Origin of the sequence: Streptomyces sp. NPDC050439, from assembly GCF_040655335.1 — a bacterium.
Lineage (GTDB): Bacteria > Actinomycetota > Actinomycetes > Streptomycetales > Streptomycetaceae > Streptomyces.
This window is the reverse complement of record NZ_JBFAJT010000004.1, coordinates 508,534-534,620: the sequence shown is the minus strand read 5'-3', so window position 1 is coordinate 534,620 and position 26,087 is coordinate 508,534. Positions and strand designations below refer to the sequence as shown.

Here is a 26,087-nt window from a genome sequence, read left to right as displayed (position 1 = left end):
CGCTCGCGAGGGCGTGGCTGTCTGGGACTTGGAGGGGCGCATGTCTGATCTTCCCCGGAAGGCGGTAACCCGTACCGCCAAACTGGCCGCGCTGCCACTCGGCTTCGCCGGGCGGGCGACCTGGGGGCTCGGCAAGCGGATCGGGGGCAAGTCGGCGGAGATCGTCGGCCGTGAGCTGCAGCAGCGCACGGCGGAGCAACTGTTCAAGGTGCTCGGCGAGCTCAAGGGCGGGGCCATGAAGTTCGGCCAGGCGCTGTCGGTCTTCGAGTCGGCGCTGCCTGAGGAGGTCGCGGGGCCGTATCGCGCTGCGCTGACGAAGCTGCAGGAAGCGGCTCCGCCGATGCCGACGCGCACCGTGCACGCCGTGCTCGCCGAGCGGCTCGGCGAGGACTGGCGCGAGCTGTTCCTGGAGTTCGAGGACAAGCCGGCCGCCGCGGCCTCGATCGGCCAGGTCCACCGGGCGGTCTGGGAGGACGGGCGCGAGGTCGCGGTCAAGGTGCAGTACCCCGGGGCGGGTGAGGCGCTGCTCTCCGACCTGAACCAACTCAGCAGGTTCGCCAAGCTCCTGGGGCCGCTGATCCCGGGCATGGACATCAAGCCGCTCATCGCGGAACTGCGCGACCGGGTCTCCGAGGAGCTCGACTACAGCCTGGAGGCCCAGGCGCAGCGCGCGCACGCCGAGGAGTTCGCGGACGACCCGGATGTAGTGGTCCCCGATGTGGTGCACCAGTGCGAGCAGGTCCTGGTGACCGAGTGGATCGACGGGATACCCCTCTCGGATGTGATCGCGGACGGCACCCAGGAGCAGCGGGACCGGGCGGGACAGCTCCTTGCCCGTTTCCTCTTCTCGGGTCCCGCCCGCACGGGCCTGCTGCACGCCGATCCGCACCCGGGCAACTTCCGGCTGCTGCCGGACGAGAAGGACGGCTGGCGGCTCGGGGTCCTGGACTTCGGCACGGTGGACCGGCTGCCCGGCGGGCTTCCCCCGACCATCGGCCGCTCCCTGCGGATGACGCTCGACGGCGAGGCCGACGCGGTCTACGCGATGCTGTGCGAGGAGGACTTCGTCCAGGAGTCCGTGGAGCTCGAACCGGACGCGGTGCTCGACTATCTGCTGCCGATCATCGAACCGATGCTGGTGGAGGAGTTCACCTTCAGCCGAGGCTGGATGCGCGGGCAGGCGGCTCGGGTCGCCGATCCCCGCTCCCCCGCCTACCAGTTGGGCAAGCGGCTGAACCTCCCGCCGTCGTATCTGCTGATCCACCGGGTGACGTTGAGCACGATCGGGGTGCTGTGTCAGCTGGGGGCGACGGTGCGGATGCGGGACGAACTCGAGGAGTGGCTGCCGGGCTTCCTGGAAGAGGAGCCGGAGGAGGAGCCGGAGACCGAGGCGGACGGCACCACCGGGTAGGTCTCACCACCGGAGTTCACCGCTGGAGCTCACCACCACGGGGAGTCGAGCCGTCCCTCGATGGCTCTGAGGTTCTCGCGGGCGCAGGAGTCGCAGAAGTAGCGTCTGACGCCGTTCTCCACGGAACAGGTCCAGGTGGGCGGCGTGCCTTCGGCGATCGTGCCGCAGCGGGAACACACGAGATTCTCGGCATTCTCGCTGCCCGAGGGCTGGGGAGTCTGCTGGTCCACCCGGCGACCCTATCGCCGCGCCCGGAGGTTCGCCCGGCACAACGCACCGCGGGGGCCGGTCCGTTCGGACCGGCCCCCGCGGGCATCGTGGTGTGGCTCAGTCAGCGCGTCGGCCGACTCGTCACTGCATGACGGCGATGGCGAGCGCGCGCCTGGCGCGCAGCGACGCGCGCTCGGCGCGGCGCTGCATCCGGCGGGCGGCCATCAGGCGAGCGGCCGGGCGCTGGGCCTCGGCCTCACGCATGCGTTCGCGCATATGCGCACGAGCCATGGCTTCTGGGATGAGTTGCATCTCGCGGGTCCTGTTCTGGCGCGAGTCGTTCGCACCGGTGGTGGTGAAGTCCGGGGTGGCGGAGCCTGCGGGCTCGGCGGTGGCTGCCTTCATCGGGGCCTGCTTCTTGGGGTCGTGCGTCAGGGGGCGATCGATCGTTCCGATGGCGTTCATGCGGCAACGACCGGGTTCTTGCGCGGACGGCCACGCGGCCGCTTGCGGGCGACGACGACACCCTGGACGAAGAGCTCGCCGCCCCACACGCCCCACGGCTCACGCCGCTCCTTGGCGCCGGCCAGGCAGGCCTCCATCAGCGGGCAGGTACGGCAGAGGGACTTGGCGTACTCGACGTCGGCGGGCGACTCGGCGAAGAAGACCTCGGGGTCGTAGGCACGGCAGGGGACGGGTACGCCGAGGTTCTCGATGGCGTCGTCGAGCGCGGTGAGCGCGGTCAGGGGAGTCAAGGTCGGGTCCTCCGTGGGAACGGGCGGCGGGAGAGTCTCTGAAGGCGGTACGGACGGGGCGTGCGCTTCGAGTTGCACGGTGGTGTTTTCCTCGTCTGGTCGTGCCGGCCTGGGTCGGCCGGTTGGCGGCTGGTACCGGGTCTTGCTCGGCCCCTTCGCTCCGTCATCCCGTTTTGGGGAAAACAGAAGGGCCGCGGATCCCGGGTGGGGTTCCGCGGCCCTGAAGGCGCCGGTCTGATCGAGGATCAGACTGGATCACTCCAGGGTTCGAGCCCACGGAAGGCCCACATCGTGTGGTGCTGCGTCGTCTGCTTCTTGGATCCGGCACCGGCTGCGGCAAAGGCATAGGCCTGCGCCTGTGCCGTCACTACTGCTTCCGGTGCCTTGGTCGCTCGCTCGCTGCCTTCATTGACCTCACGCATCGGGGAAACGTTGAGACCGGTGCGCGGGAGGGACAGAGGCAGGACAGAGGACTCCGGACGGACGGCGGCGGCAGCGATGCCACCGGACAGACCGGTGCCCAGGTTCGAGAAGCCGAGCAGGCAGGAAGCGACGACCGAGCGATCGGTCATTTTCACGGTGCTGATGAAGCTCTCGTTGATGCTGATCACTGGAATCGCCTCCTCTCGGCGTCTATGGGATCGACCGAAACCGATCCTGCGGGCGGACTATTAAGTACAGCACGGAGCCAGGGCTTCGGAGAAGCCGCCGTTCCCGTGCTTAAGAACCTATGGGTCTTCCTTGCGCATGCGCAAACTATTTTTTCGACGAGTTTGAATCAGTCGCCATCGGCGCCCCTTACACGGTCGTCACCTGCACAAATGGCGAGGACATCAGATCCGAAGCGGTTGAGCTTGCGCACGCCGACGCCCGGGATCCGGGCCAGCTCGCCCTCCTCGTCGGGCGATACCTCCGCGATGGCGATCAAGGTCTTGTCCGTGAACACGCAGTACGCGGGCTGTCCGAGGAGCTCCGCCTGGCCCGAGCGCCACTCCCGCAGGCGTTCGTAGAGCCCTTCGTCCATGTCGGACGGGCAGTCCTCACAGCGCATCAGTTTCATCTCGCCCGCGTCGGTCAGTGACCGCCCGCAGACCCGGCACCGGGCCGGGGACCTGCTCGTCCGCCGACGGCTCCTGGCGCCGCCGCCCTCTGCGCCACCGCTGCCGCTGCCGCGCTCGACGCCACCGGGCCCGCCGCCCGCGGCGCGGGCCCCGGAGCCCGCCCCCGAGCCCGGTCGCAGCCCGTCCAGGAAGCGGCTGGGGCGGCGCCCTCCGCGGCCCCCCGGCGAACGCGACAGCGCCCAGGAAAGGGAGAGGCGGGAGCGCGCCCGGGTGACGCCCACGTACAGGAGGCGGCGCTCCTCCTCCACCTGTTCGTCGGTCTTGGCGTACGTGATCGGCATCATGCCCTCGGCGAGACCGACCAGGAAGACGGCGTCCCACTCCAGGCCCTTGGCGGCGTGCAGCGAGGCGAGGGTGACGCCCTCCACGGTCGGCGCGTGCTGGGCGTTCGCGCGCTCGTCGAGCTCCCCCACGAGGTCGGAGAGCGTCGCGCCGGGCTTGGCCCGCGCGAAGTCCTCGGCGAGGCGCACCAGGGCCGCCAGGGACTCCCAGCGGTCGCGGGCCGCGCCGGAGCCCGCCGGGGGCTGCGTCGTCCAGCCCTTCGTGGAGAGGACGGCCCGCACCTGCGAGGGCAGGTCGACGACGTCGTCCAGCAGGGAGTCGTTTCCCCCGAAGCGGGCCGCACCGCGCAGCGCGGCGCCCGCCTCCCTGACCTCGGTGCGCTCGAAGAACCGCTCGGCGCCCCGCAGCTGGTAGGGCACCCCGGCGTCGGCGAGCGCTTGTTCGTAGATCTCGGACTGGGAGTTCGTGCGGAACAGGACGGCGATCTCGCTCGCCGGGACGCCGTCGGCGATGAGGGCACGGATGCGGCGGGCGGCTCCCTCGGCCTCGGCGGGCTCGTCCGCATACTCCGTGTAGAAGGGCTCGGCCCCGGCGTCGCGCTGGGAGATCAGTTCGAGGCGGTGGTCCGCGGCGCGGCCGCGGGCCTGGGAGAGCAGGCCGTTGGCGAGGTGGACGACCTGGGGCGTGGAGCGGTAGTCCCTGACGAGCTTGACGACCGTCGCGCCGGGGTGGCGGGTGCGGAAGTTCAGCAGATGGTCGGGGGTCGCGCCGGTGAAGGAGTAGATCGTCTGGCTGGCGTCGCCGACGACGCAGAGGCTGTCGCGGTCGCCGAGCCACAGCTCCAGGAGGCGCTGCTGGAGCGGGCTGACGTCCTGATACTCGTCGACCACGAAGTGCTGGTACTGGGCGCGGACCTGGTCGGCGATGTCGTGGCGGTCCTGGAGGATGCCGACGGCCAGGAGCAGGACGTCCTCGAAGTCGATGACGGAGCGGTCGCGCTTGAGGTCCTCGTACGCCCCGTAGATCTGGGCGATCTCGGCCGCGTCGCGGGGGACGAGGCGGCCGGACTTGGCGGCGGCGGCAGCGTAGTCGGCGGGGACGGTCTGGGTGACCTTGGACCACTCGATCTCGCTCGTCACGTCGCGTAGTTCATTGCGGTCGAGGCGGATGCGGGACGCGGCCGCCGCGTCCGCGACGAGCTTGATCTTGCGGTCGACGATCCGGGGCAGCTGGCCACCGACCGCTTTCGGCCAGAAGAACTGGAGCTGGCGCAGGGCCGCGGAGTGGAACGTGCGCGCCTGAACCCCGGAGGCGCCGAGCTGGCGCAGGCGCCCGCGCATCTCGCCCGCCGCGCGGTTGGTGAACGTGACGGCGAGCACGCTGGCCGGCTGGAGGATTCCGGCCCGCACGCCGTAGGCGATGCGGTGCGTGATCGCGCGGGTCTTGCCCGTCCCGGCGCCCGCCAGGACACACACCGGCCCGTGCAGGGCGGTTGCCACCTCGCGCTGCTCGGGGTCGAGCCCGGCGAGCACCGCGTCGGCAGAGTCCGGGACCTGCGGGAAGAGGGTGGAGTGCGTTGCTGCTGTCACCCCGCCATGCTGCCAGGTCGCCGGAGGCGCGTGAGCCGGTTGTCCACAGGGAGGCGGGTGCGGTCGTACTAATGCGGGAATGGTGGCCGGGTCACGTACGTTCAGGTCATTGCGATGACGCACCCCGAGCAACAAAGGAGCGCGAGACACATGCCGGGCACTGTGACGATGTACAGCACCACGTGGTGCGGCTACTGCCGCCGGCTCAAGGGCCAGATGGACCGCGAGGGCATCACGTACAACGAGATCAACATTGAGCACGACCCGGATTCCGCGACCTTCGTCGAGAAGGCGAACGGCGGAAACCAGACGGTTCCCACCGTTCTCTTCCCGGACGGCTCGACGCTGACGAACCCGTCGCTGGCCCAGGTGAAGCAGAAGCTGGCCTAGCCGACGGTGCCCGGCTTCGGCAGGGGCTTTCCGTACCAGAGCTCGATCAGTCGGGCCGCAATCGAGATCCCGTAGGGAGGCAGGACCTCCCCGGACTCGAATGCGGCCCGCAGGTCTTCCCGGGAGAACCAGCGCGCCTCGGAGATCTCCTCGCCGTCCACGTTGATCTCGTACGACGTGGCGTTGGCCATGAAGCCCAGCATCAGGCTGGAGGGGAACGGCCAGGGCTGGCTCGCGACGTACTCGACGTCGCCGATGGTGACGCCGGCTTCCTCGAAGACCTCGCGCCGCACCGACGTCTCGATGGACTCGCCCGGCTCCACGAAGCCCGCGAGCGTCGAGAAGCGGCCCTCGGGCCAGTGCACCTGGCGGCCGAGGAGCGCGCGGTCCTGGTCGTCCGTCACGAGCATGATCACGGCCGGATCCGTACGCGGGTAGTGCTCCGCGCCGCACGCCTGGCAGCGGCGGATGTGGCCGGCCGCCGCGATGACCGTGCGCTCGCCGCAGCGCGAGCAGAAGCGGTGCAGGCGCTGCCAGTTCTCCAGGGCGACGGCGTGCACCATCAGGCCCGCGTCGCGGGGCGACAGGAGGAGCCCGGCCTCGCGCAGGCCCGCGGGGCGTGCCTGCTGGTCCATGCGGCCCGGCAGGGAGTCCTTCTGCAGCGCGAAGTAGCTGACGCCGTCGTCGTCCGTGCCCAGGAAATAGCGGTGGGCCTCGGTGAGGGGCGCCTCAAAGGACGGCGTCATCACCAGTTCGGTGGTGCCTTCGGGTGTCTCGTCGATGAGTACCTGGCCGCCGGAGACGACGAAGACCCGTGTCGTGGGGTGGCTCCAGGCGGCGGCGAGCCAGGCCTCGTCGAGGCGGTGGTGGGCTGCGCGATCGATGCCGCTCGGTGCGGTGAGCGAGACGGGACGGTCAGCGGTGCGGTCGGTCCAGGTGGTCACAGGTGCTTCCAACTCCCCCGATGGAATGGGTGGTGCGGCAAGGTCGACAAGGCGCGGCTCAGTGTGCATCGCGCCAGTGCTCGGCGAGATCGCCCCACAGGTAGGCCGTCGTCTCGACGCCCTTGAGGAGCAGATCGAGTTCGACCTTCTCGTTCGGTGCGTGCCAGCCGTCGGACGGCACGGAGATGCCCAGGAAGAGCACGGGGGCGGCGAGCACGTCCTGGAGATCGGCCGCCGGTCCCGAACCGCCCTCCCGGGTGAAGCGGATCGGCTGTTCGAAGGCCTGGCCCATCGCCCGTACGACGGACTGCAGGGCGGGGTGGTCGAGCGGCGTCAGGCACGGGCGCGTGGCGGCGCCGAAGGTGATCGTGTGGCTGATTCCGTTCGGCAGCTGGTCGGCGACCCAGGTGCGTACGGCCTCTTCGACGCGGTCCGGGTCCTGGCCCGCGACGAGGCGGAAGGAGAGCTTCAGGAAGGCGGACGACGGGACGATCGTCTTGCCGCCCGGCCCTTGATAGCCGCCGCCGATGCCGTTCACCTCGGCGGTGGGGCGGGCCCAGATGCGCTCCAGCGTGGTGTGGCCCGCTTCTCCGTGGGTCGCGTGCGACTTGGCCGTACGCAGCCAGCGCTCCTCGTCGAAGGGCAGCTCGGCGAAGAGTTCGCGCTCGCGGTCGGTGAGTTCGGTGATGCCTTCGTAGAAGCCGGGTACGGCCACGCGCGCGTGCTCGTCGTGCAGCGCCGCGACGAGGCGGGCGGCGGCGGTCGCCGGGTTCGGGACGGCGCCGCCGAAGGAACCCGAGTGGATGTCCTGGTCGGGGCCGCGCAGCTCGATCTCGCAGTCCGCGAGGCCACGCATGCCGGTGCAGACCGTGGGGGTGTCCTCCGCCCACATGCCGGTGTCCGAGACGATCACCGCGTCGGCCGCGATGCGCTCCTTGTGCTCCTCGATCAGCGCGCGGAAGTGCGGGGAGCCCGACTCCTCCTCGCCCTCGATCAGGAGCTTCAGGTTCACGGCGGGGGCGGTGCGGCCGGTGGCGGCGAGGTGGGCGCGGACGCCGAGTGTGTGGAAGAACACCTGGCCCTTGTCGTCGGCGGCCCCGCGGGCGTAGAGGCGGTTGCCCTGGACGACGGGCTCGAAGGGGTCCGTGTGCCAGCCGTCCTCACGGGCCGCGGGCTGCACGTCGTGGTGGCCGTAGACCAGGATCGTGGGGGCCTGCGGGTCGCCCGAGGGCCACTCGGCGAAGACGGCGGGAGCGCCGGCCGTCTGCCAGACCTCGGCGGTCGGGAAGCCGGTCTCCTTCAGCTGCGCGGCGAGCCAGTCCGCGCTGCGCCGCACGTCCTGTGCGTGGTCGGGCTGTGCCGACACCGAGGGGATGCGCAGCCACTCGGCGAGGTCGTCGAGGAAGGCGGCACGGTGGGTCTGAATGTACGTACGAACGGCGCTGACGCCACTGACGTCACTGTCAACGGACTGGCTCATGGTCACGAGCCTAGCCGCCCCCGGGAGCCGGATCGTCCGGTGGTTCGTCACCCGGCTGCGCGCCCGGTTCCGCGAGCAGGATGCGCTCCAGTTCGGCCCGGCCGGGCAGGTGCGCGGGGCGCGACGTCTCGCCGCTGCGCACGTACAGGAACGACGCCTTCACGGACTCCGGGGGCACGTCGTGCAGCTCGGCCCAGGCCAGGCGGTAGACGGCGAGCTGGAGGGGGTCGGCGGTGCGGGTGCGGCTGGTCTTCCAGTCGACGATCTCGTACGTCACGTCGTCGCCGTCGGCCTCCTTGTAGACCGCGTCGATCCGGCCGCGGACCACACGGCCGGCGAGCGTCAGCTGGAAGGGCACCTCGACGCGGTGCGGGGTGCGGTGGGCGTACTCGGTGCGCTCGAAGGCTTCCTTGAGCGCGTCCAGGTCGCGTTCGTCGGCGATCTCGGCCTCTCCGGGGCCGCCGCCCGGCAGGTCCTCGGGGCCGAGCAGCGGGAGGCGCAGCTCTTCGAAGCGGGTCTCGATCCAGGCGTGGAAGCGGGTGCCGCGCCGGGCCGCGGGCTGCGGCGGGCGTGGCATGGGGCGCGCGAGTTCCTGCGCGAAGCCCTCGGGGTCGGCGGCGAGGCGCAGCACTTCGGAAGCGGTGAGCGATGCCGGTACGGGGATGTCCCTGACCGCTTCACGGGCGCGCAGGAGTTCGCCGGTGAGGGCGTCCAGGTCACGGTCCCAGGAGGCGAGCGTGCGGGCCTCCTCCGGGGTGAGGCGGGTCTCCTCCGGGTGGGTGGTCACAGGGTGCGGGCGGGCGTCCGACTCGGAGGGCGGGGCGGCGGTCTGGTGCGGAATCGCCGGGCGGTCCGATGTCCAGGAGTCCCAGTCCTCGGGGTCGGCCTCGGGCATTCCGGCGTCTTCGTAGGGTGGCTCTTCGTCCTCCGGAGGGGGCGGCCAGTCCGGGTCCTCGGCGGGAGGCACGTCGTCGTACGCCGACGGGTGAGGCTCCTCGTGCGAGCGGGCGTCGTCCGGTGAGTCGGGTGAGTCCGGTGAGTCGGGTGCCCCCTCCCCCGTCAGGCCGTCCAGGTGCGTGAGGACCGTCTGCGCGGCGGCCCTGCGGCGCGCGAGGGACGTGTCGTCCAGCGGGAGCGGCCACGCGTGCTCGGCGGCACCTTCCGCCAGGGCGGGATTCTCCTCGCCCTCCTCCGGTTCGTCGGCCCAGGCCTCGATCTCCCCGTGGCCCACCGCGCAGTGGTCGTACAGCGCCTGGAGGAAGTCCGAGGGACCGCGCGGCTTCTTCTGCGAGGGCCCCCACCAGTGGCCGGAGCCAAGGAGCAGCGAGCGGGGCCGGGTGAACGTCACATAGCCGAGGCGGAGCTCCTCGGTGCGCTGGTGCTCCTTCATGTCCTCGTGGAACGCCTTCATGGACCGGGAGTCCCACGCCTCTATGTCGGGCAGGGTCGCCGCGTCGCCGCGCAGCGCGTGCGGGACGACCTTGCCCTGGGCCGTCCACTTCTCGCGGCCCTGGGTGCTCGGGAACGTCCCGGTGACCAGGCCGGGGACGGCCACGACGTCCCACTCCAGGCCCTTGGACTTGTGGGCGGTGAGCACCTTGACCGTGTTCTCGCCGCCGGGCAGGGCGTTGTCCAGGCCCTTCTCGTACTGCGCGGCCGTCCGCAGGAAGGCCAGGAATGCCAGCAGGCTCGCCCCACTGTCGTTCGCGGCGAAGGACGCGGCGACGTCCAGGAAGTTCGACAGGGTCTCGCGGCGGCGGGCCGCGAGGGCGTGCGGCGACGCGGAGAGCTCGACCTCCAGGCCCGTGACGGCGAGCACCCGGTGCAGCACGTCCATCAGGGGGTCGGCCAGCGAGCGGCGCAGATCGCGGAGTTCGGCGGCGAGACGGGCGAACCGCACCCTCGCCTCCGGCGAGAAGGGCAGCCCGTCGTCCTCCGTGCCCTCCTCCAGCGGCGTCTCCAGGAAGGTGTCGAGCGCGTCCGCGAGCGATATCACCTCGGCGGGGTCGACCCCCTCGACCGCTTCGGCGAGGCGCCGGTCCGGGTCGTCGTCCGTGGCCGCGTGCCCATGGCGTACGAGAAGGCGTGCGCGGCGGCCGAGGAGAGCGAGGTCACGCGGGCCGATGCGCCAGCGCGGGCCGGTCAGCAGGCGCACCAGGGAGGCGTTGGCTCCCGGGTCCTGGAGCACCTCGCAGACGGCGACCAGGTCGGCGACCTCCGGGAGGTGCAGAAGTCCGGAGAGGCCGACGACCTCCACGGGGACGTCTCGGGCCACCAGGGCGCCCTGGATCTGTGCGAAGTCGGTGGCCGTGCGGCACAGGACCGCGATCTCGCCGGGGGCCTTCCCGGTGCGCACGAGGTGCGCGATGGAGTCGGCCGTCCAGTCGATCTCCTCGGCGTGCGTGCGAAGGAGGGCGCAGCGCACCATGCCGTCGCGCTCGGCGCCGGGCGCGGGCCGCAGCGCCTCCACGCCCGCGTGCATGGCGCGCAGGGGCTCCGCGAGGCCGTTCGCGAGGTCCAGGAGGCGGCCGCCGCTGCGGCGGTTCTCGCTGAGGGAGTGCCGGGCCGCGGGGCGCCCGTCGGCGTGCGCGAAGTGCTCGGGGAAGTCGTCCAGGTTCGCCACGGACGCGCCGCGCCAGCCGTAGATCGCCTGGCAGGGGTCGCCGACGGCCGTCACGGGGTGGCCCGTGCCGCCTCCGAAGAGGCCCGCGAGGAGGATGCGCTGGGCGACCGAGGTGTCCTGGTACTCGTCGAGCAGGACGACCCGGAACTCGTCCCGCAGGATCTCGCCGACCTCCGCGCGGGTGCGGGCCAGCGTCGCGGAGAGGGCGATCTGGTCGCCGAAGTCGAGGAGGTCGCGGGCGCTCTTCGCCTCCCTGTAGCGGCCGACGAGCTCGGCCAGTTCGAGCCGGGCGGCCGCCGTCTCCGGCACCTTGCGCAGGTCGGCGTTGGAGAGCTTGGCGCCCTCCAGGACGTGCAGCAGCTCGGTGTCGTACGCGCGGAGCTTCTCGGGGCGTACGAGGTGCTCGGCGAGCTCGCCGTCGAGCGCGAGGAGGTCGCTGACGAGGTCGGGGAAGGAACGGGTCAGCGCGGGATACGGGCCCGGTGCCTCGCGCAGCACGCGCGCGGCGAGCTGGAAGCGGGTGGCGTCGGCGAGCAGCCGGGCGGTGGGTTCGAGCCCTATGCGCAGCCCGTGGTCGGTCAGGAGGCGGCCCGCGAAGGCGTGGTACGTGGAGATGACCGGCTCGCCCGGAGGGTGGTCCGGGTCGAGGGCCTCGGGGTCGGTGACCCCGGCCTTGATCAGCGCCTGGCGCACCCGCTCGGCGAGTTCACCGGCCGCCTTGTTCGTGAACGTCAGGCCGAGGACCTGCTCGGGGGCGACCTGCCCGGTGCCGACCAGCCACACCACACGGGCCGCCATCACCGTCGTCTTGCCCGACCCGGCTCCGGCCACGATCACCTGCGGGGCGGGCGGCGCGATGATGCAGGCCGTCTGCTCCGGGGTGAACGGGATACCGAGGAGCTCTTTGAGCTGCTCGGGGTCGGTGATACGAGATGACACGTCAGAGAGGCTAGCGGCGGCCACTGACAATCGGGGCCTCCCGGTCGTCAGTGGCCGCCGTCACGCATGACGTCGAGGCGTCAGGACTTCATGAGCTCTTCCATGTCCATGACGTCGCCCGGAGCCGGAGCCTTGACGGCAACGGGCTTGCCGTAGTCCGAGAAGTTCATCGTGCCCGGGTCCTCCTTGCCCGAGGTGACGACCTTCAGGAAGTAGGGCTTGCCTTCCGCAGCCACGTAGAAGGTGGTCTTCTTGCCGGACTTCTCCTTCGTGAGGACGGCCGCCTTCTTGCCGTCGACCTCGGAATCGTCCTCGCGCTTGAGCTTCTTGAGGTCCTTGGACTGGAACATGGCGTCGGCGTCACAGACACCCTCACCCTTCGCGTTCGGCGTCTTCACCCACTTGTCCTTGAGGGTCGAGGCCTTGCCGCTGCCGCCCATGGCGTCCTTCCAGAACGCCTCGTCGCCCTTCATGTACTGGGCGTTGCCGGACACGAGCAGCTCGGCGGTGCCTCCCGTGCCACCGTCCATCTTGCCCTTGCAGTCCCCCGACTTGGCGACCGAGAAGTCGACCTTGACCGTCTTGGAGTCCTGCTTGCCCTCGCCGGCCACCCGGAAGGAGCCCGCGTCCTTGGACGCGTTGGACGCCTTCTTGGCGATCTTGTCGGCGCTCATCCCCTCGAAGGGGTCCTTCTCCTCGCTGGAGCAGCCCGTGATGCCCACGAACGCGGCGGCGCAGACGACGGCCGCGGCCAGGATCTTCCGGTTGGCTGCCATGTGTGTTTCTCCTCATGAGACGTTGAGCTTTGCCGCGACTTTAGATGTCCTGTGCGGCTGCTATGAGCGCGTACACAGAAGGGTGACGTTGGCCACTGGCACCCCGGGGTGTCACTCCACGACCTGTCGGCCCTCCGGTCTCGCGCTGCATGAGGCGCGGAAGGCGCAGTGCGTGCAGTGCTGACCCGTGGTGGGCGAGAAGCGTTCGTCCAGGACCTTGCCGGCCGCCGTGGCGAGCAGGTCGCCCACCCACTCCCCGGCGAGCGGCTCCTGGGCCTGCACCTTGGGGAGGGTCTCGCCGCCGTCCTTCTTGGCGGCGCCCTGACGCAGCTGCACCAGTTCCGCGCCGCCCGCCTCCGGGCGTACGCCTTCGAAGGCGTCGTCGACCGCGCCCTCGCGCAGGGCGAGCTGGTAGACGGCGAGCTGCGGGTGGCGGGCCACCTCGGCGGCGGTGGGGGTCTGCTTGCCGGTCTTGAAGTCCACTACGTAGGCACGCCCTTGGGCGTCCTGTTCGACGCGGTCCATGGAGCCGCGCACGCGCACTTCGTAGGGCCCCGCTTCGAGGGTCACGTCGAAGTCGTGCTCGCTGCTGACGGGCGTGCGGGTCGCGCGGTCCATCACATGCCACTGCAGGAACCGTTCGAGCGCCACGCGCGCGTGCTCCTTCTCCTGCGCCGACTTCCAGGGGGCGTCGAAGGCCAGGGCGTCCCAGACCGAGTCGAGGCGCTCCATGAGGACGGCGAGGTCGGCGGGTGTCCTGCCGGAGGCCACCTCGTCGGCCAGGACGTGCACCACGTTGCCGAAGCCCTGGGCGGCGGTCGCGGGGGCGTCCGCCTTCACCTCGCGGCCCAGGAACCACTGCAGGGAGCAGGTGTTGGCGAGCTGGTCCAGGGCGCTCCCGGAGAGCACGACGGGCTTGTCGCGGTCCCGCAGGGGGACCTCGCTGGCCGTCGGCTCGTACATGCCCCACCAGCGGTACGGGTGTGCGGACGGCACGAGGGGGCGCCCGTCGGCGTCGCTCAGCGCCGCGAGCCGGGCCAGGCGGTGCGCGGCGGCCTCGCGCAGCGGCTCCGAGACCCGGGGGTCGACGGTGGTGGAGCGCAGCTCGGCGACGAGCGCGGAGACGGAGAGGGGGCGGCGCGGGCGGCCCGTTATGTCCTTGGGTTCGACGCCGAGTTCGGTGAGGAAACGGGACGGCTGGTCGCCGTCGTCCGCGGGCGCCTTGACGGCGGTGACGACGAGGCGTTCACGCGCGCGCGTGGCGGCCACGTAGAACAACCGGCGCTCTTCGGAGAGGAGCGCTCCGGGAGTCAAGGGCTCGGCGAGGCCGTCGCTTCCGATGCGGTCGGCCTCCAGGAGGGAGCCGCGGCGGCGCAGGTCGGGCCAGAGGCCTTCCTGGACACCGGCGACCACCACGAGCGACCACTCGAGGCCCTTGGAACGGTGCGCCGTCATCAGGCGTACGGCGTCGGGGCGTACCGCCCTGCGCATGAGGGTGTCCGCCGCGATGTCCTGCGCCTCGGTCTCCTCCAGGAAGTTGAGGGCGCCACGCCCTCCGGTGCGCTCCTCCGCGCGGGAGGCATACGCGAACAGTGCGCAGACCGCGTCGAGATCGCGGTCCGCGTTGCGCCCGGCGGCGCCTCCGCGGCGCGCTGTCCGCTCCAGGCGGCGCGGCCACGGCGTGCCGTCCCACAGCTCCCATAGCGCCTCCTCGGCGGTGCCGCCGCCCGCGAGACGCTCACGGGCCTTGCGGAGCAGCGCGCCCAGCCGCTGGGCGCCGCGCGCGTACGCGGGGTCGTGCGCGACGAGCCGCTCCGGTTCGGCCAGCGCACGCGCGAGGAGGTCGTCGGAGGGCGGCGGCAGGTGGTTCCCCGCGGCACGCTCCTCCGCGCGAAGGGCACGCCCCAGGCGGCGGAGATCGGCGGCGTCCATGCCGGCGAGGGGGGACGTGAGGAGGGTCAGGGCGGTCTCGGTGTCGAGCCAGGCGGAGGCCGTGGCTCCGGGGGCGACCGCACCCTCCGTCTCGCCTTCTTCAGCAGGCGGCACCTCCGACACCACCGCCGTCGCCACCGCCCGCAGCGCCGTCAGCAGGGGCGTGACCGCCGGTTCGTGGCGCAGGGCGATGTCGTCGCCGTCGATGTCCAGGGGGACGCCGGCCGCGGTGAGGCTGCGGCGGACCGCGGGGATCGTGTGGGCTCCCGCGCGGACCAGGACGGCCATCTCACCCCACGGGACACCGTCCTCCAGGTGCGCGCGGCGCAGGATGTCCGCGATGTTGTCGAGCTCGGCGCCCGCCGTCGGATAGGTGTACGTCTCCACGCGGCCGCCCTCCCTGACCGCGGCCAGCTCCCGGTGGGCCCGCACCTTGTCCGCGGGCAGCCTGGTGAGCGGCATGCGGCGGGTGAGCAGACGGGTGGCCTCCAGGAGACCGGCGCCCGATCTGCGCGAGGTCGTCAGGACCTCCACCGGCGCCGGGGTGCCGTCCGCGCGCGGGAAGCGGTCGGGGAACTCCAGGATGCCGTTCACGTCGGCACCCCGGAAGGTGTAGATCGACTGGTCCGGGTCGCCGAACGCGACGAGGGACCGCCCGCCCCCGGCGAGGGCGTGCAGCAGCCGCACCTGCGCCGGGTCCGTGTCCTGGTACTCGTCCACGAACACCGCGTGGTACTGCGCGCCGAGCGCCCGCGCGACCTCGGGGCGACGCGCGAGGAGCACCGCACGGTGCACCAGTTCCGCGTAGTCGAGCACTCCTTGCATGTCGAGTACGTCCAGGTACTCCGCGAGGAACGCCGCCGCCGCGCCCCAGTCCGGACGCCCCGCGCGACGGGCGAAGGCGTCCAGGGCATCGGGACCGAGGCCCAGTTCACGGCTCCGGGCGAGCACCGCGCGCACCTCGTCGGCGAAACCGCGCGTGGTCAGGCAGGCGCGCAGCTCGTCCGGCCAGCGGACGTGGGCGCGCCCCTCCCCCGCCAGGTCGATCTGGCCCGCGAGGAGCTCGCGTACGGCCACGTCCTGTTCGGGGCCGGAGAGCAGCCGGAGCGGCTCGACGAACAGGTCGGCGTCCTGGTGGGCGCGGATGAGGGCGTAACAGAAGGAGTGGAACGTCGTCGCCTGCGGGGCGTTGGCCGCTCCTATGCGCAGCGCCATGCGGTCGCGCAGTTCCACCGCGGCCTTGCGGCTGAAGGTGAGGACCAGGACCCGCTCTGGCTCCGTGCCCTTGGCGACCCGCGCGGCGACGGACTCCACGAGCGTCGTCGTCTTGCCCGTGCCGGGCCCCGCAAGGACGAGCAGCGGCCCTCCGGAGTGGTCAACCACCGCACGCTGCCGTGCGTCAAGACGAGGGGGGTCCACGCGCACCGGCGGGGTACGCACCAGCCGATAGGCACCCTGGGTCCCCTGTCGCGCCTGGAGGTGCGACGGGTGCCGGGTGTGCCGGGCGGAAGAAGTGGAGCTCACGTGGGTCGCCGGTCCTGGTGGGTGTACGGGGTGAAAAACGGCTGCGCGGTGGCTGCGGGCTGAGAGAGCGGGGTGAGGGAAATGCGTGCCGTCGACGCTACGCCAGCGGGCGTGCGGGACGCGTGGCTTCCCCCGTACGGGCCACCGGCCCCCCGCGACATCGCGGGATGGCCGAAGCTGTCAGGTGTGAGCCTCCGGAGCCCGCGGGTGAGCGTTCTCGCCGCTTCCCGCCGCGTCGTCGCCCGCCGCCTTGCCGCCCCCGTGCGGACCGGCGCCGTCCCCGTGCGGCCCGGCGCCGTCCCAGCGTGCCCGCCGCATGTCGAGGCGCGGCACATGGCCCTGGGCCGCGCGGCTCGCCTCGCGCAGGGGCGTGCCCTCCGCGCGGTAGTGACCGATCGCACGCAGTTCGTGGCCGGGCAGGAGCACACCGTCCGAGCGCACCACGCGCCACCACGGAACCGCGCCTCCGTAGAGCGCCATCACCCGGCCGACCTGCCGCGGCCCGCCCTCCTCCAGCCACTCGGCGACGTCCCCGTAGGTCATCACCCGCCCCGGAGGGATCAGCTCCGCGACCTCGAGGACCCGCTCGGCGTACTCCGGGTACTCCGGAAGCCCTTGCTCCGGTCCGCTCTCCTCGCTCATCCGGTCCATCCTGCCGTACCCCACCGACACAGTGAGCGGCCCGCGACAGAGTGTGCGGTACGAGACAAACTGGAGCTCGGTGAACACTTTGCGCCCCCGCATTGCACCCTGATGCCCCCCTCTGTCGGTGGGACATGCCACCATCGTGCGGGCGGTGACTGGTGATACGAGATCAAGAAGAGGCGACGGAGCAGCAGGATGTGCACCCCGATGAGACGGCGGGCACCCCTGCGGCCGAGGCGCACCCGGACACCGGTGGGCACTCCCTGAAGAAGCACGAGAAGTTCGAGAAGTCGGGCGGGCCCGACGAGGACGGCGCCGGGCTCTCCGGAGCCGGGTTCTCCGGAGCCGGGCAGGACATCCACGACGCCTTCGTGCCCGATGACTGCGCGGACGAAGAGGAAGCCCACACCGACCGCGTGGCCGGTGACGAACCGCTGCTCGCGGCGCGCGTGCACCGCCCCTCCGACCTGATGCGGCTCCTCGTCGGCATCCTCGGGATCGCCGTCGTGCTCGCCATCGCCGCGTTCGCGCACGGCACGACGTCGGGTCTCGCCCAGGACATCGACAAGGGCACGGACCAGGCGCCCGACCTCCTGATCAAGTTCGCGGGTCTCACCGCGAGCATCGGTGTCCTGCTCGTGCCGGTCGCGTTCGCCATCGAGCGGCTGGTCAAACGGGACGGCCTGCGCATCGCCGACGGCGTCCTGGCGGCCGTCCTCGCGCACGGCGTCACGCTCGCCACCGACCTCTGGGTCGCCAAGGCCGCACCGGGCTCCATCCAGGAGGCGCTGACCCGGCCGTCCCCCGGTGATCTGCACGCGCTCACCGACCCCGTGCACGGCTATCTGGCCCCGGTCATCGCGTACATGACAGCCGTGGGGATGTCCCGCAGACCGCGCTGGCGCGTGGTCCTGTGGGTGGTGCTGCTGCTGGACGCGTTCACCATGCTGGTCACCGGCTACACGACGCCGTTCTCGATCATCCTGACCGTCCTCCTCGGCTGGAGCGTGGCCTACGGCACGCTGTACGCGGTCGGCTCACCGAACGTGCGGCCCACCGGCCAGACACTGCTCGCCGGCCTGCGGCACGTCGGCTTCCACCCGGTCAGCGCGGCCCGCGAGGACGCCCCGGACAGCGAGCACGGCGACCGGGGCCGCCGCTATTTCGTCACCCTGGAGGACGGCCCGCCCCTGGACGTCACGGTCATCGACCGCGAACAGCAGGCCCAGGGCTTCTTCTACCGCGCCTGGCGCAGACTCACGCTGCGCGGCATCACCCAGCGCCGCAGCCTCCAGTCGCTGCGCCAGGCCCTGGAGCAGGAAGCCCTCCTCGCGTACGCGGCGATCGCGGCCGGGGCCAACGCGCCCAAGCTGATCGCCACCTCGGAGCTCGGCCCCGACGCGGTGATCCTCGTCTACGAGCACACGGGCGGCCGCACCCTGGACTCCCTGCCGGACGACGTCATCACCGATGAACTGCTGTGCGACACCTGGCGGCAGGTGCAGGCGCTCCAGTCGCGGCGGATCGCGCACCGCAGGCTCGCCGGCGACGCGATTTTGGTGGATCGTTCCGGCACGGTCATCCTGACCGACCTCAGGGGCGGTGAGATCGCCGCGGGCGACCTCGTCCTGCGGATGGACATCGCCCAGCTCCTGACCGCTTTCGGGCTCCGCGTGGGCGCCGAACGCGCGGTCGCGACCGCGGTCGACGTGCTCGGCCCCGACTCGGTCGCCGACTGTCTGCCGCTGCTCCAGCCCATCGCGCTGACCCGCTCGACCCGCGGAACCCTGCGCAAGCTGGCCAGGGAGAGGTCCCAGCGCGAGCGCGAGGCGGTCCTGGAGGCCTCCCGCCAGGACAAGCTGGCCCGCGCGGCGGAGGCGAACGCCGACGCGGCGGCGGAAGCGCTCGAGACCGCCGAGGGGGGCGCCAAGGGCCCCGACCGCAAGACCGTGCGCGCGGAGAAGCAGGCCGAGAAGCAGGCCATAGACGTCGCGCTCGACCAGGCCCGCGAGGAGGACCTGCTCACCCAGATCCGCCACCAGGTGCTGCTCATCCGGCCGCAGGCGCCCGTCGAGCCGGCCCAGCTGGAGCGGATCAGGCCGCGCACGCTCATCAGCTTCATCGCCGGTGCCATCGGCGCGTATTTCCTGCTCTCGCAGCTCACCCACGTCGACTTCAACACGATCGTCAGCGAGGCCGAGTGGGGCTGGGTCGCCGTGGCCGTGGCGTGCTCGGCGCTGAGCTACTTCGCGGCGGCGATGAGCCTGCTCGGCTTCGTGCCGGAGCGCGTGCCGTTCCTGCGGGCCGTGCAGGCGCAGGTCGCCGGGTCGTTCGTGAAGATCGTGGCGCCCGCCGCGGTGGGCGGCGTCGCGCTCAACACGCGCTTCCTGCAGCGCTCCGGAGTGCGCTCCGGCCTCGCGGTGGCGAGCGTCGGCGCCTCGCAGCTCTTCGGGCTCGGCTCGCACATCATGCTGCTGATGATCTTCGGTTATGTGACGGGCACGGAGAAGACGCCTTCCCTGTCGCCGTCCCGGACGGTCATCGCCGGTCTCCTGTCGGTCGCGGTGCTCGTGCTCGTCGTGACCGCGATCCCGTTCCTGCGGAAGTTCGTCGTCACGCGCGTGCGCTCGCTCTTCGCGGGCGTCGTGCCGCGCATGCTCGACGTACTGCAGCGCCCGCAGAAGCTGCTCACCGGCATCGGCGGCATGCTCCTCCTGACGCTGATGTTCGTGCTCTGTCTCGACGCCTCGGTACGCGCCTTCAGCACCACGGAGATGAAGCCGCTGACCCTGGCCAGCGTCGCCGTGGTCTTCCTCGCCGGAAACGCGCTCGGCTCCGCGGCGCCCACGCCCGGCGGTGTCGGAGCGGTCGAGGCGACGCTCACCTTCGGTCTGATCGCGGTGGGCGTGCCCAAGGATGTCGCGGCGCCCGCCGTGCTCCTGTTCCGCCTCCTCACCCTGTGGCTGCCGGTGCTTCCCGGGTGGCTGTTCTTCAATCACCTGACAAGGAAGGGCCTTCTTTAGAACGAGGGGCCTTCTTTAAGAGAAGGAGGCCGGTTCACGGAAGGCCGAGCCAGCCGTGCGCCCCGTTCACGCCCCCCGCAGGATGGGGAGCATGCCCAACCTCAAGGCGCGTGCCGCCGCCACCGTCGTCCTGCTGTCCGCGACCCTCGCGGCCTGTGGCACAGGCGACTCCAAGGACTCAGAGGACTCCGAGGACGAGAACCTGTCGGCCCAGGAGCTCAGCTGGAAGGACTGCCCCGCGCCCGCCGCGTCCGAGGGTGGCGGCGAGGCCCCGTCCCCGCTGCCCGGCGGCGCCGCATGGCAGTGCGCCACCATGAAGGCCCCCCTCGACTGGGACAAGCCCAGGGGGGACACCCTCGACATCGCCTTGATCCGCGCCGCGGCGAGCGGCGAGAAGGACCGGCGGATCGGCTCGCTCGTCTTCAACTTCGGCGGCCCCGGCGGCTCGGGCATCACCACGCTGCCCGCCTTCGGTGAGGACTACGCCAAGCTGCGCACCCGCTACGACCTGGTCAGCTTCGACCCGCGGGGCGTCGGCCGCAGCGCGGGCGTGCGGTGCGAGGACGACGAACAGCTCGACACGTATTTCCAGCAGGACTCCACACCCGACGACGACGCCGAGCAGAAGAAGCTCGTCGCCAACGTGAAGGGCTTCAACGGAGCCTGCGAGAAGAACTCCGGCGAGGTGCTCCCGCACGTACGCACCACCGACGCGGCCCGCGACATGGACCTGATGCGCCAGGTGCTCGGCGACGACAAGCTGCACTACTTCGGCATCTCGTACGGCACCGAACTCGGGGGCGTCTACGCGCACTTGTTCCCCAAGAGGGTGGGCCGTGCCGTCTTCGACGCGGTCGTCGACCCCACCGAGACCGCCGAACAGGGCTCGCTCGGCCAGGCCGAGGGCTTCCAGCTCGCGCTCGACAACTACGCGAAGGACTGCACGTCGAAGGTCGCGGACTGCCCCGTCGGCGACACCGAACAGGACGTCAAGGACAAGATCGCGGGGCTTCTCAAGGACCTGGACGCCAAGCCTCTGCCTGCCGTCGCGCCACGCGAACTGACCCAGACCGCCGCCACGAACGGCATCGCGCAGGCGCTGTACTCCAAGGACTTCTGGCCGTATCTCACCGAGGGCCTCGAAGAGGCGTACGACGGCGACGGCAAGATCCTCATGGCGCTCTCCGACTCCATGAACGGCCGCAACCAGGACGGCACGTACAGCAACATCCAGGCCGCCAACATCGCCATCAACTGCGCGGACGACAAGGAGCGCTACACCCCTCAGTACGTCGAGCGGAAGCTCCCCGAATTCCGTGCGGCGTCGCCGCTGTTCGGCGACTATCTGGCGTGGGGCATGGTCGGCTGCACCGACTGGGCGGTGGACGGCGCCGCCGAACACCCGGACGTCAGCGCGGCGGACGCACCGCCCATCGTCGTCATCGGCAACACGGGCGACCCGGCCACCCCGTACGAGGGCGCGAAGAAGATGGCGGACGCGCTGGGCAAGGGCGTCGGCGTCGAGCTGACGTACAAAGGCCAGGGGCATGGGGCGTACGACAGCAAGAACAAGTGCGTGCGCGACGCGGTGAACGGCTACCTGCTGGACGGCACCGTGCCGAAGGAGGGCACGGTCTGCGCGTGACGGGGTGATCAACCCGCTCAGGGGACTGTCGGTGGCCCCGCCTACTATGGATTGACTGTCTTCCGAGGGGGGAAGCGCTCCATGCCGCGTTTCGTACGGTCAGCAGCCATGGCCGCCGCAGGGGTTCTGGTGGCGGGGCTCGCCGTCGGCTGCGGTGGCTCCGACGGGGACGGGGGCAAGGACGACGCCAAGCCCGCCCCGACCGGACCCGAGCAGTCGCCGAAGCCCGACCCCTCCTCCACCCTGCCCGCCTCGCTCACCACCCAGAAGCTCGACTGGGGCGGCTGCAAGGCGACCGACGGCGACCCCGCCCCCGGCTCCGAGTGGCAGTGCGCGACCCTCAAGGTCCCCCTGGACTACGCGAAGCCGGACGGCGAGACGATCGACGTCGCGCTGATCCGCGCCAGGTCCACCGGTGAGGGCAAGCGCATCGGCTCGCTCCTGTTCAACTTCGGCGGACCCGGCGGCTCCGGTGTCTCCATGCTGCCGTCGTTCGCGGACATGTACGACAAGCTCCGCGAGCGCTACGACCTGGTGAGCTTCGACCCGCGCGGGGTCGCGGGCAGCGAGGGCATCCGCTGCCGCAGCGACAAGGAGACGGAGGCCGCGGAAGCCGTCGACCTCACCCCGGACACCCCGGCCGAGGAAGCGGCGTACTTCAAGGACGCGGCCGCCTTCGGCGCGGGCTGCGCCGACGACGCGGACCAGCTCCTCGGCCACGTCTCGACGGTCGAGGCGGCCCAGGACATGGACGTGATGCGCCAGGTACTCGGCGACGAGAAGCTGCACTACATGGGCATCTCGTACGGCACCGAACTGGGCGGCACGTACGCCCACTTGTTCCCCAAGAAGGTGGGGCGCCTCACCCTGGACGCCGTCGTCGACCCGACCGCGGACTCCGTGGGCCACGCCAAGAACCAGGCACGGGGCTTCCAGCGCGCCCTGGAGAACTACCTGAAGTCCTCGGGCCAGGACCCCGAGGACGGCTCGCAGAAGATAGTGCGCCTCCTCAAGCGCCTCGACGCCGAGCCGCTGCCCGGCTCCGGCGACCGCGAGCTGACCCAGTCCCTGGCCCTCACCGGCATCACGGTCACCCTCTACAGCCAGCAGACCTGGCCCGCCCTGACCCGCGGCCTGGAGGCGGCCGAGAAGGGCGACGGCTCGGCCCTGCTGCAGCTGGCCGACGCCTACAACGAACGGGACGACTCCGGGCGTTACAGCACGCAGAGCCACTCCCAGCGCTCGATCGCCTGCCGCGACGCCAAGGCGCGGACGACGCCCGCGCAGGCGAAGGCGCAGCTGGCCGACTTCCGCGAGATATCGCCCGTCTTCGGCGAGTTCATGGGCTGGGACACGGCCGGCTGGTGCCACAAGTGGCCGGTGGCCGGGCTGCACGACTCCCCCGACGTGAGCGCCCCCGGCGCGGCGCCGGTCCTGGTAGTCGGCAACACCGGAGACCCGGCGACGCCCTACGAAGGCGCCCGAAAGATGGCCGACGAGCTCGGCAAGGGGGTAGGTGTCGAGCTGACCTGGAAGGGCGAGGGCCACGGCGCGTACGGCATGGGCAGCGACTGCGTGGACAGCACGGTGAACGCCTACCTGCTGAACGGAAAGGCCCCCAAGAACGGCAAGGTCTGCGAGAACTGAGACAGCGGTTCAAGCAGAGGGGCCCCGCACCAACGGAAGGGGCCCGCACCAAAAGGTGCGGGCCTCCTCGTCGTCCGTTCAGGCGCTACGCCTAGTAGACCGGCTTCTCGGGCTCGATCTGGTTGACCCAGCCGATCACGCCGCCGCCCACGTGCACCGCGTCGCTGAAGCCCGCGGACTTCAGCACGGCGAGGACTTCCGCGGACCGGACACCCGTCTTGCAGTGCAAGACGATCTTCTTGTCCTGCGGAAGGCTCTCCAGGGCGGTGCCCATGAGGAACTCGTTCTTGGGGATCAGCTTGGCGCCGGGGATCGAGACGATCTCGTACTCGTTCTGCTCGCGTACGTCGATGATCTCGATCTTCTCGTCCGCGTCGATCCACTCCTTGAGCTGCTTGGGAGTGATCGTCGCGCCGAGCGCCGCCTCCTGGGCCTCGTCCGACACAACGCCGCAGAAGGCCTCGTAGTCGATGAGCTCCGTGACGGTGGCGTTCGGGCCGCAGACCGCGCAGTCGGGGTCCTTGCGGACCTTGACCTGGCGGTACTGCATCTCCAGGGCGTCGTAGATCATCAGGCGGCCGACCAGCGGGTCGCCCACGCCGGCCAGGACCTTGATCGCCTCGGTGACCTGGATGGAGCCGATCGACGCGCAGAGCACGCCGAGCACGCCGCCCTCGGCGCAGGACGGGACCATGCCGGGGGGCGGGGGCTCCGGGTAGAGGCAGCGGTAGCACGGGCCGTGCTCGCTCCAGAAGACGGACGCCTGGCCGTCGAAGCGGTAGATCGAACCCCATACGTACGGCTTGTTGAGCAGCACGCAGGCGTCGTTGACCAGGTAACGCGTGGCGAAGTTGTCCGTGCCGTCGACGATCAGGTCGTACTGGCTGAAGATGTCCATCACGTTCTCGGCCTCGAGCCGCTCTTCGTGGAGGATCACGTTCACGTACGGGTTGATGCCGAGGACGGAGTCCTTCGCCGACGCCGCCTTCGAGCGGCCGATGTCGGCCTGGCTGTGGATGATCTGGCGCTGCAGGTTCGACTCGTCGACCTCGTCGAACTCCACGATGCCGAGCGTGCCGACGCCCGCCGCGGCGAGGTACATCAGCGCCGGTGACCCGAGGCCGCCGGCGCCGACACACAGCACCTTGGCGTTCTTCAGCCGCTTCTGCCCGTCCATCCCGACGTCGGGGATGATCAGGTGGCGGGAGTACCTGCGGACCTCGTCGACGGTGAGCTCAGATGCTGGCTCGACCAGGGGTGGCAGCGACACGGAGACTCCGTTGGTCGGTATGTGGAAACGGTTGTTCTGTCCGTAACACTGCCACGCCCCTCTTCATTCCGAGACACCCGTTCCGATGCGCGAGACGATTTCGTCCCAGTACCCGGGCATCGACTCCCAGGGCTCGTCCCCTCCCCCGCCGTCCACCCGGTCGGTGAAGTAGATCGTCGACGCGCCCTGCCAGCGTGCGATGCGCAGCGCCTCGTCGAGATGGCCGCGGGGCATGCCGTGCACGAAGTGGCAGAAGCGCTCGGGCGGATAGTCGGCCGTCCACTCGGCCACCTGTGACCAGCGGTAATCGCTCCAGGGGCCGGAGAAGGTCACCAACTGGTCGGCGGATTCGGCGTATCCGGGATACGGGTGGGTGCCGTGCCCCAGGACGATGTGCGCGTCGTCACAGAGCGCGCGCAGCGTCGTGACCGTCCTGCGCACCTCCGGGAGCGCGGCACGCTCCGTGGGGCAGCGGTCCAGCGAGAAGCCGTCGACCTGATACCAGTCGAGGTAGCGGTGCGCGTCGGAGATGAGCTCCCCGAAGCCGCGCGCCCCGTACGTCACGTCGAGGTGACCGAGAACACGTACGCCCGCGTTCCGCAGCCGCCCGGCGGCCTCCAGGCAGTGCGGGTCGGGCCGCTCTCCCGGGCCCCTGCTCACATTCAGGACGACCCAGTGCAAAGGGGCACCAGGACGGGTGAGTTCGGACCATTCGGTGGGCGCGACGAGGGGATGCGCGAACCCGGGAATGCCGAATCCGAGCCGTACGTCGGTGTGCGCGGTGCCTGTGGCGGTGCTGGTCAGATGCGGCATGCCGCCTCCATCCAGATGTCGGCGAGTGATTCCTCGAGGTTGATCCGGGGGCGCCAGCCGAGCCGGTCGCGCGCGGTGCGCACATCGGCCTGCTGCCAGCTGCCGCACCCGTCGGGATAGGGATAGGCGGCCGGGCTCCCGTGGTCGGATTCGGAGCGGGGGTGCCCGATGGATTGCCGCAGGGCCCCTTGGTCGAGCTCGTGCAGGGCTCCGCCGTACCCTGCGACGCGCGCCAGGACGGCCGCCGCGTCACGCAGTCGTACGGCGCGACCGGCGCCGATGTTCACGATGCCCTGGGCGGCGGAGAGCGAGGCGGCGTGCACGGCGCGCGCCACGTCGCGTACGTCGATGAAGTCCCGCTGGACGCCGAGCCCCCCGAGTTTGAGCTCGCCGTCACCGGCCTGCATGGCCCGCCGCATGGCCTCGGCGAGCCGCCCGAGCGGTGATCCGGCGGGAGTACCGGGCCCGGCGGGCGAGAAGACCCGCAGGACGACCGCGTCGAGACCGGACCCGAGGACCAGTTCGGTGGCCGCGAGCTTGCTGACGCCGTACGGCCCGCCGGGCCTGGGCACGGCGTCCTCGGCGGTGGAGGACCCCGGCTGGCTCGGCCCGTACTCGGCACCGCACCCCAGCTGCACGAGCCGCGCCCCGCAACCGCTGCGGCGCAGGGCCTCGCAGATCGTGGCGACGGCGACGGTGTTGTGCCGGGTCAGCTCGCGGGCGCCGCCGCGGGTGGCGCCCGCGCAGTTGATCACGACGCCCGGGTGCACGGCGTCGAGGAAGCGGGTGAGCGCGCCGGGGCTGCCGCTCGCGAGGTCGAACCGTACGTCCGAGTCGTCGCCGCGGCCGAGCGCGGTGAGCTGCACCGCCGGGTCGGCGAGCAGCCGGTCGGCGACGAACCGGCCGAGGTATCCGTTGGCTCCGATCAGCAGCACCCTCATCGGGCGGCTCCCGGATCGGATTCTCGGATGCTGGGGGTCCTCATCTGGCGTTCTCCTTCAGGGGGTTGCCGTAGTGCACGGGGTAAGGCCCGCGGTGTCGGCCCCGCGGGAGAGTGAGTTGTCGAAT

The 26,087-nt window shown here is 71.2% G+C and carries 19 protein-coding genes; 5 read left to right on the top strand and 14 right to left on the bottom strand.

The window, feature by feature from the left end:
* Positions 1–40: 40 nt before the first annotated feature.
* On the top strand, positions 41–1,411 hold the full coding sequence (locus tag AB0I66_RS19770) for an AarF/ABC1/UbiB kinase family protein (RefSeq protein ID WP_363209153.1): 1,371 nt from the start codon (positions 41–43) through the stop codon (positions 1,409–1,411).
* A gap of 29 nt (positions 1,412–1,440) precedes the next feature.
* On the opposite strand, the gene AB0I66_RS19765 is transcribed toward AB0I66_RS19770, so the two are convergent.
* The 5 genes from AB0I66_RS19765 to AB0I66_RS19745 all read right to left on the bottom strand — a co-directional run bounded on the left by AB0I66_RS19765 (position 1,441) and on the right by AB0I66_RS19745 (position 5,368).
* Positions 1,441–1,641, bottom strand: a complete 201-nt coding sequence (locus tag AB0I66_RS19765) for a hypothetical protein (protein ID WP_363209152.1) — start codon at positions 1,639–1,641, stop codon at positions 1,441–1,443.
* Between the two features lie 121 nt (positions 1,642–1,762).
* Positions 1,763–2,086, bottom strand: a complete 324-nt coding sequence (locus tag AB0I66_RS19760) for a hypothetical protein (protein ID WP_363209151.1) — start codon at positions 2,084–2,086, stop codon at positions 1,763–1,765.
* Positions 2,083–2,454: a WhiB family transcriptional regulator gene (locus AB0I66_RS19755; RefSeq protein WP_190082052.1), complete on the bottom strand. Its 372-nt coding sequence runs from the start codon at positions 2,452–2,454 to the stop codon at positions 2,083–2,085. The genes AB0I66_RS19760 and AB0I66_RS19755 overlap by 4 nt, the downstream gene beginning before the upstream one ends.
* 167 nt (positions 2,455–2,621) lie before the next feature.
* Positions 2,622–2,987, bottom strand: a complete 366-nt coding sequence (locus AB0I66_RS19750; protein ID WP_363209150.1) for a hypothetical protein — start codon at positions 2,985–2,987, stop codon at positions 2,622–2,624.
* Positions 2,988–3,154: 167 nt separating this feature from the next.
* On the bottom strand, positions 3,155–5,368 hold the full coding sequence (locus AB0I66_RS19745) for an ATP-dependent DNA helicase UvrD2 (protein WP_363209149.1): 2,214 nt from the start codon (positions 5,366–5,368) through the stop codon (positions 3,155–3,157).
* Between the two features lie 150 nt (positions 5,369–5,518).
* Here AB0I66_RS19745 and AB0I66_RS19740 point away from each other — a divergent pair, with 150 nt between their 5' ends.
* Positions 5,519–5,758 carry a mycoredoxin gene (locus AB0I66_RS19740; protein ID WP_363209148.1) on the top strand — a complete coding sequence of 80 codons (240 nt, stop codon included), beginning with the start codon at positions 5,519–5,521 and terminating at the stop codon, positions 5,756–5,758.
* Here AB0I66_RS19740 and nudC read toward each other — a convergent pair.
* The 6 genes from nudC to AB0I66_RS19710 form a co-directional block, all read right to left on the bottom strand.
* Positions 5,755–6,702, bottom strand: coding sequence for an NAD(+) diphosphatase (nudC, locus tag AB0I66_RS19735; protein ID WP_363209147.1), 948 nt, complete (start codon positions 6,700–6,702; stop codon positions 5,755–5,757). The two genes, AB0I66_RS19740 and nudC, sit on opposite strands and share 4 nt — an antisense overlap.
* Positions 6,703–6,760: 58 nt before the next feature.
* Positions 6,761–8,182, bottom strand: a complete 1,422-nt coding sequence (locus AB0I66_RS19730; RefSeq protein WP_363209146.1) for a dipeptidase — start codon at positions 8,180–8,182, stop codon at positions 6,761–6,763.
* A gap of 10 nt (positions 8,183–8,192) precedes the next feature.
* The gene (locus tag AB0I66_RS19725; protein WP_363209145.1) at positions 8,193–11,744 is read right to left on the bottom strand and encodes an ATP-dependent DNA helicase; all 3,552 of its coding nucleotides are present in this window, start codon (positions 11,742–11,744) and stop codon (positions 8,193–8,195) included.
* An 80-nt stretch (positions 11,745–11,824) separates the two neighbouring features.
* Entirely contained in the window at positions 11,825–12,520 is a 696-nt protein-coding gene (locus AB0I66_RS19720; RefSeq protein WP_363209144.1) for a hypothetical protein, read from the bottom strand.
* 111 nt (positions 12,521–12,631) lie between these two features.
* On the bottom strand, positions 12,632–15,976 hold the full coding sequence (locus tag AB0I66_RS19715; RefSeq protein ID WP_363209143.1) for an ATP-dependent DNA helicase: 3,345 nt from the start codon (positions 15,974–15,976) through the stop codon (positions 12,632–12,634).
* A 180-nt stretch (positions 15,977–16,156) separates the two neighbouring features.
* Positions 16,157–16,618 carry an MGMT family protein gene (locus AB0I66_RS19710; RefSeq protein ID WP_363209142.1) on the bottom strand — a complete coding sequence of 154 codons (462 nt, stop codon included), beginning with the start codon at positions 16,616–16,618 and terminating at the stop codon, positions 16,157–16,159.
* Positions 16,619–16,779: 161 nt separating this feature from the next.
* On the opposite strand from AB0I66_RS19710, the gene AB0I66_RS19705 reads away from it, so the two are divergent.
* From AB0I66_RS19705 to AB0I66_RS19695, 3 genes are all read left to right on the top strand, one after another.
* Positions 16,780–19,644 (top strand): lysylphosphatidylglycerol synthase transmembrane domain-containing protein, encoded by a 2,865-nt coding sequence (locus AB0I66_RS19705; protein ID WP_363209141.1) that lies wholly within the window; start codon positions 16,780–16,782, stop codon positions 19,642–19,644.
* Positions 19,645–19,735: 91 nt separating this feature from the next.
* Positions 19,736–21,289: an alpha/beta hydrolase gene (locus AB0I66_RS19700; RefSeq protein ID WP_363209140.1), complete on the top strand. Its 1,554-nt coding sequence runs from the start codon at positions 19,736–19,738 to the stop codon at positions 21,287–21,289.
* Positions 21,290–21,370: 81 nt separating this feature from the next.
* The gene (locus AB0I66_RS19695; protein ID WP_363209139.1) at positions 21,371–22,936 is read left to right on the top strand and encodes an alpha/beta hydrolase; all 1,566 of its coding nucleotides are present in this window, start codon (positions 21,371–21,373) and stop codon (positions 22,934–22,936) included.
* Positions 22,937–23,027: 91 nt separating this feature from the next.
* Here the strand turns inward: AB0I66_RS19695 and moeZ are convergent, their stop codons facing one another.
* From moeZ to AB0I66_RS19680, 3 genes are all read right to left on the bottom strand, one after another.
* A complete protein-coding gene (moeZ, locus tag AB0I66_RS19690) occupies positions 23,028–24,206 on the bottom strand; it encodes an adenylyltransferase/sulfurtransferase MoeZ (RefSeq protein WP_363209138.1) in 1,179 nt (392 codons plus the stop codon).
* Positions 24,207–24,269: 63 nt separating this feature from the next.
* The gene (locus AB0I66_RS19685; protein WP_363209137.1) at positions 24,270–25,019 is read right to left on the bottom strand and encodes a spherulation-specific family 4 protein; all 750 of its coding nucleotides are present in this window, start codon (positions 25,017–25,019) and stop codon (positions 24,270–24,272) included.
* The gene (locus AB0I66_RS19680) at positions 25,007–25,960 is read right to left on the bottom strand and encodes an NAD-dependent epimerase/dehydratase family protein (protein WP_363209136.1); all 954 of its coding nucleotides are present in this window, start codon (positions 25,958–25,960) and stop codon (positions 25,007–25,009) included. Before AB0I66_RS19680 ends, AB0I66_RS19685 begins: the two co-directional genes overlap by 13 nt.
* Positions 25,961–26,087: the final 127 nt, after the last annotated feature.

Bases quoted from the DNA above. Each gene is read 5' to 3' on its own strand.
- AB0I66_RS19685 (WP_363209137.1), bottom strand. From the start codon at position 25,019: ATGCCGCATCTGACCAGCACCGCCACAGGCACCGCGCACACCGACGTA.
- AB0I66_RS19700 (WP_363209140.1), top strand. From the start codon at position 19,736: ATGCCCAACCTCAAGGCGCGTGCCGCCGCCACCGTCGTCCTGCTGTCC.
- AB0I66_RS19710 (WP_363209142.1), bottom strand. From the start codon at position 16,618: ATGAGCGAGGAGAGCGGACCGGAGCAAGGGCTTCCGGAGTACCCGGAG.
- AB0I66_RS19720 (WP_363209144.1), bottom strand. From the start codon at position 12,520: ATGGCAGCCAACCGGAAGATCCTGGCCGCGGCCGTCGTCTGCGCCGCC.
- AB0I66_RS19760 (WP_363209151.1), bottom strand. From the start codon at position 2,086: ATGAACGCCATCGGAACGATCGATCGCCCCCTGACGCACGACCCCAAG.
- AB0I66_RS19730 (WP_363209146.1), bottom strand. From the start codon at position 8,182: ATGAGCCAGTCCGTTGACAGTGACGTCAGTGGCGTCAGCGCCGTTCGT.
- AB0I66_RS19695 (WP_363209139.1), top strand. From the start codon at position 21,371: ATGCCGCGTTTCGTACGGTCAGCAGCCATGGCCGCCGCAGGGGTTCTG.
- AB0I66_RS19770 (WP_363209153.1), top strand. From the start codon at position 41: ATGTCTGATCTTCCCCGGAAGGCGGTAACCCGTACCGCCAAACTGGCC.
- AB0I66_RS19740 (WP_363209148.1), top strand. From the start codon at position 5,519: ATGCCGGGCACTGTGACGATGTACAGCACCACGTGGTGCGGCTACTGC.
- AB0I66_RS19680 (WP_363209136.1), bottom strand. From the start codon at position 25,960: ATGAGGGTGCTGCTGATCGGAGCCAACGGATACCTCGGCCGGTTCGTC.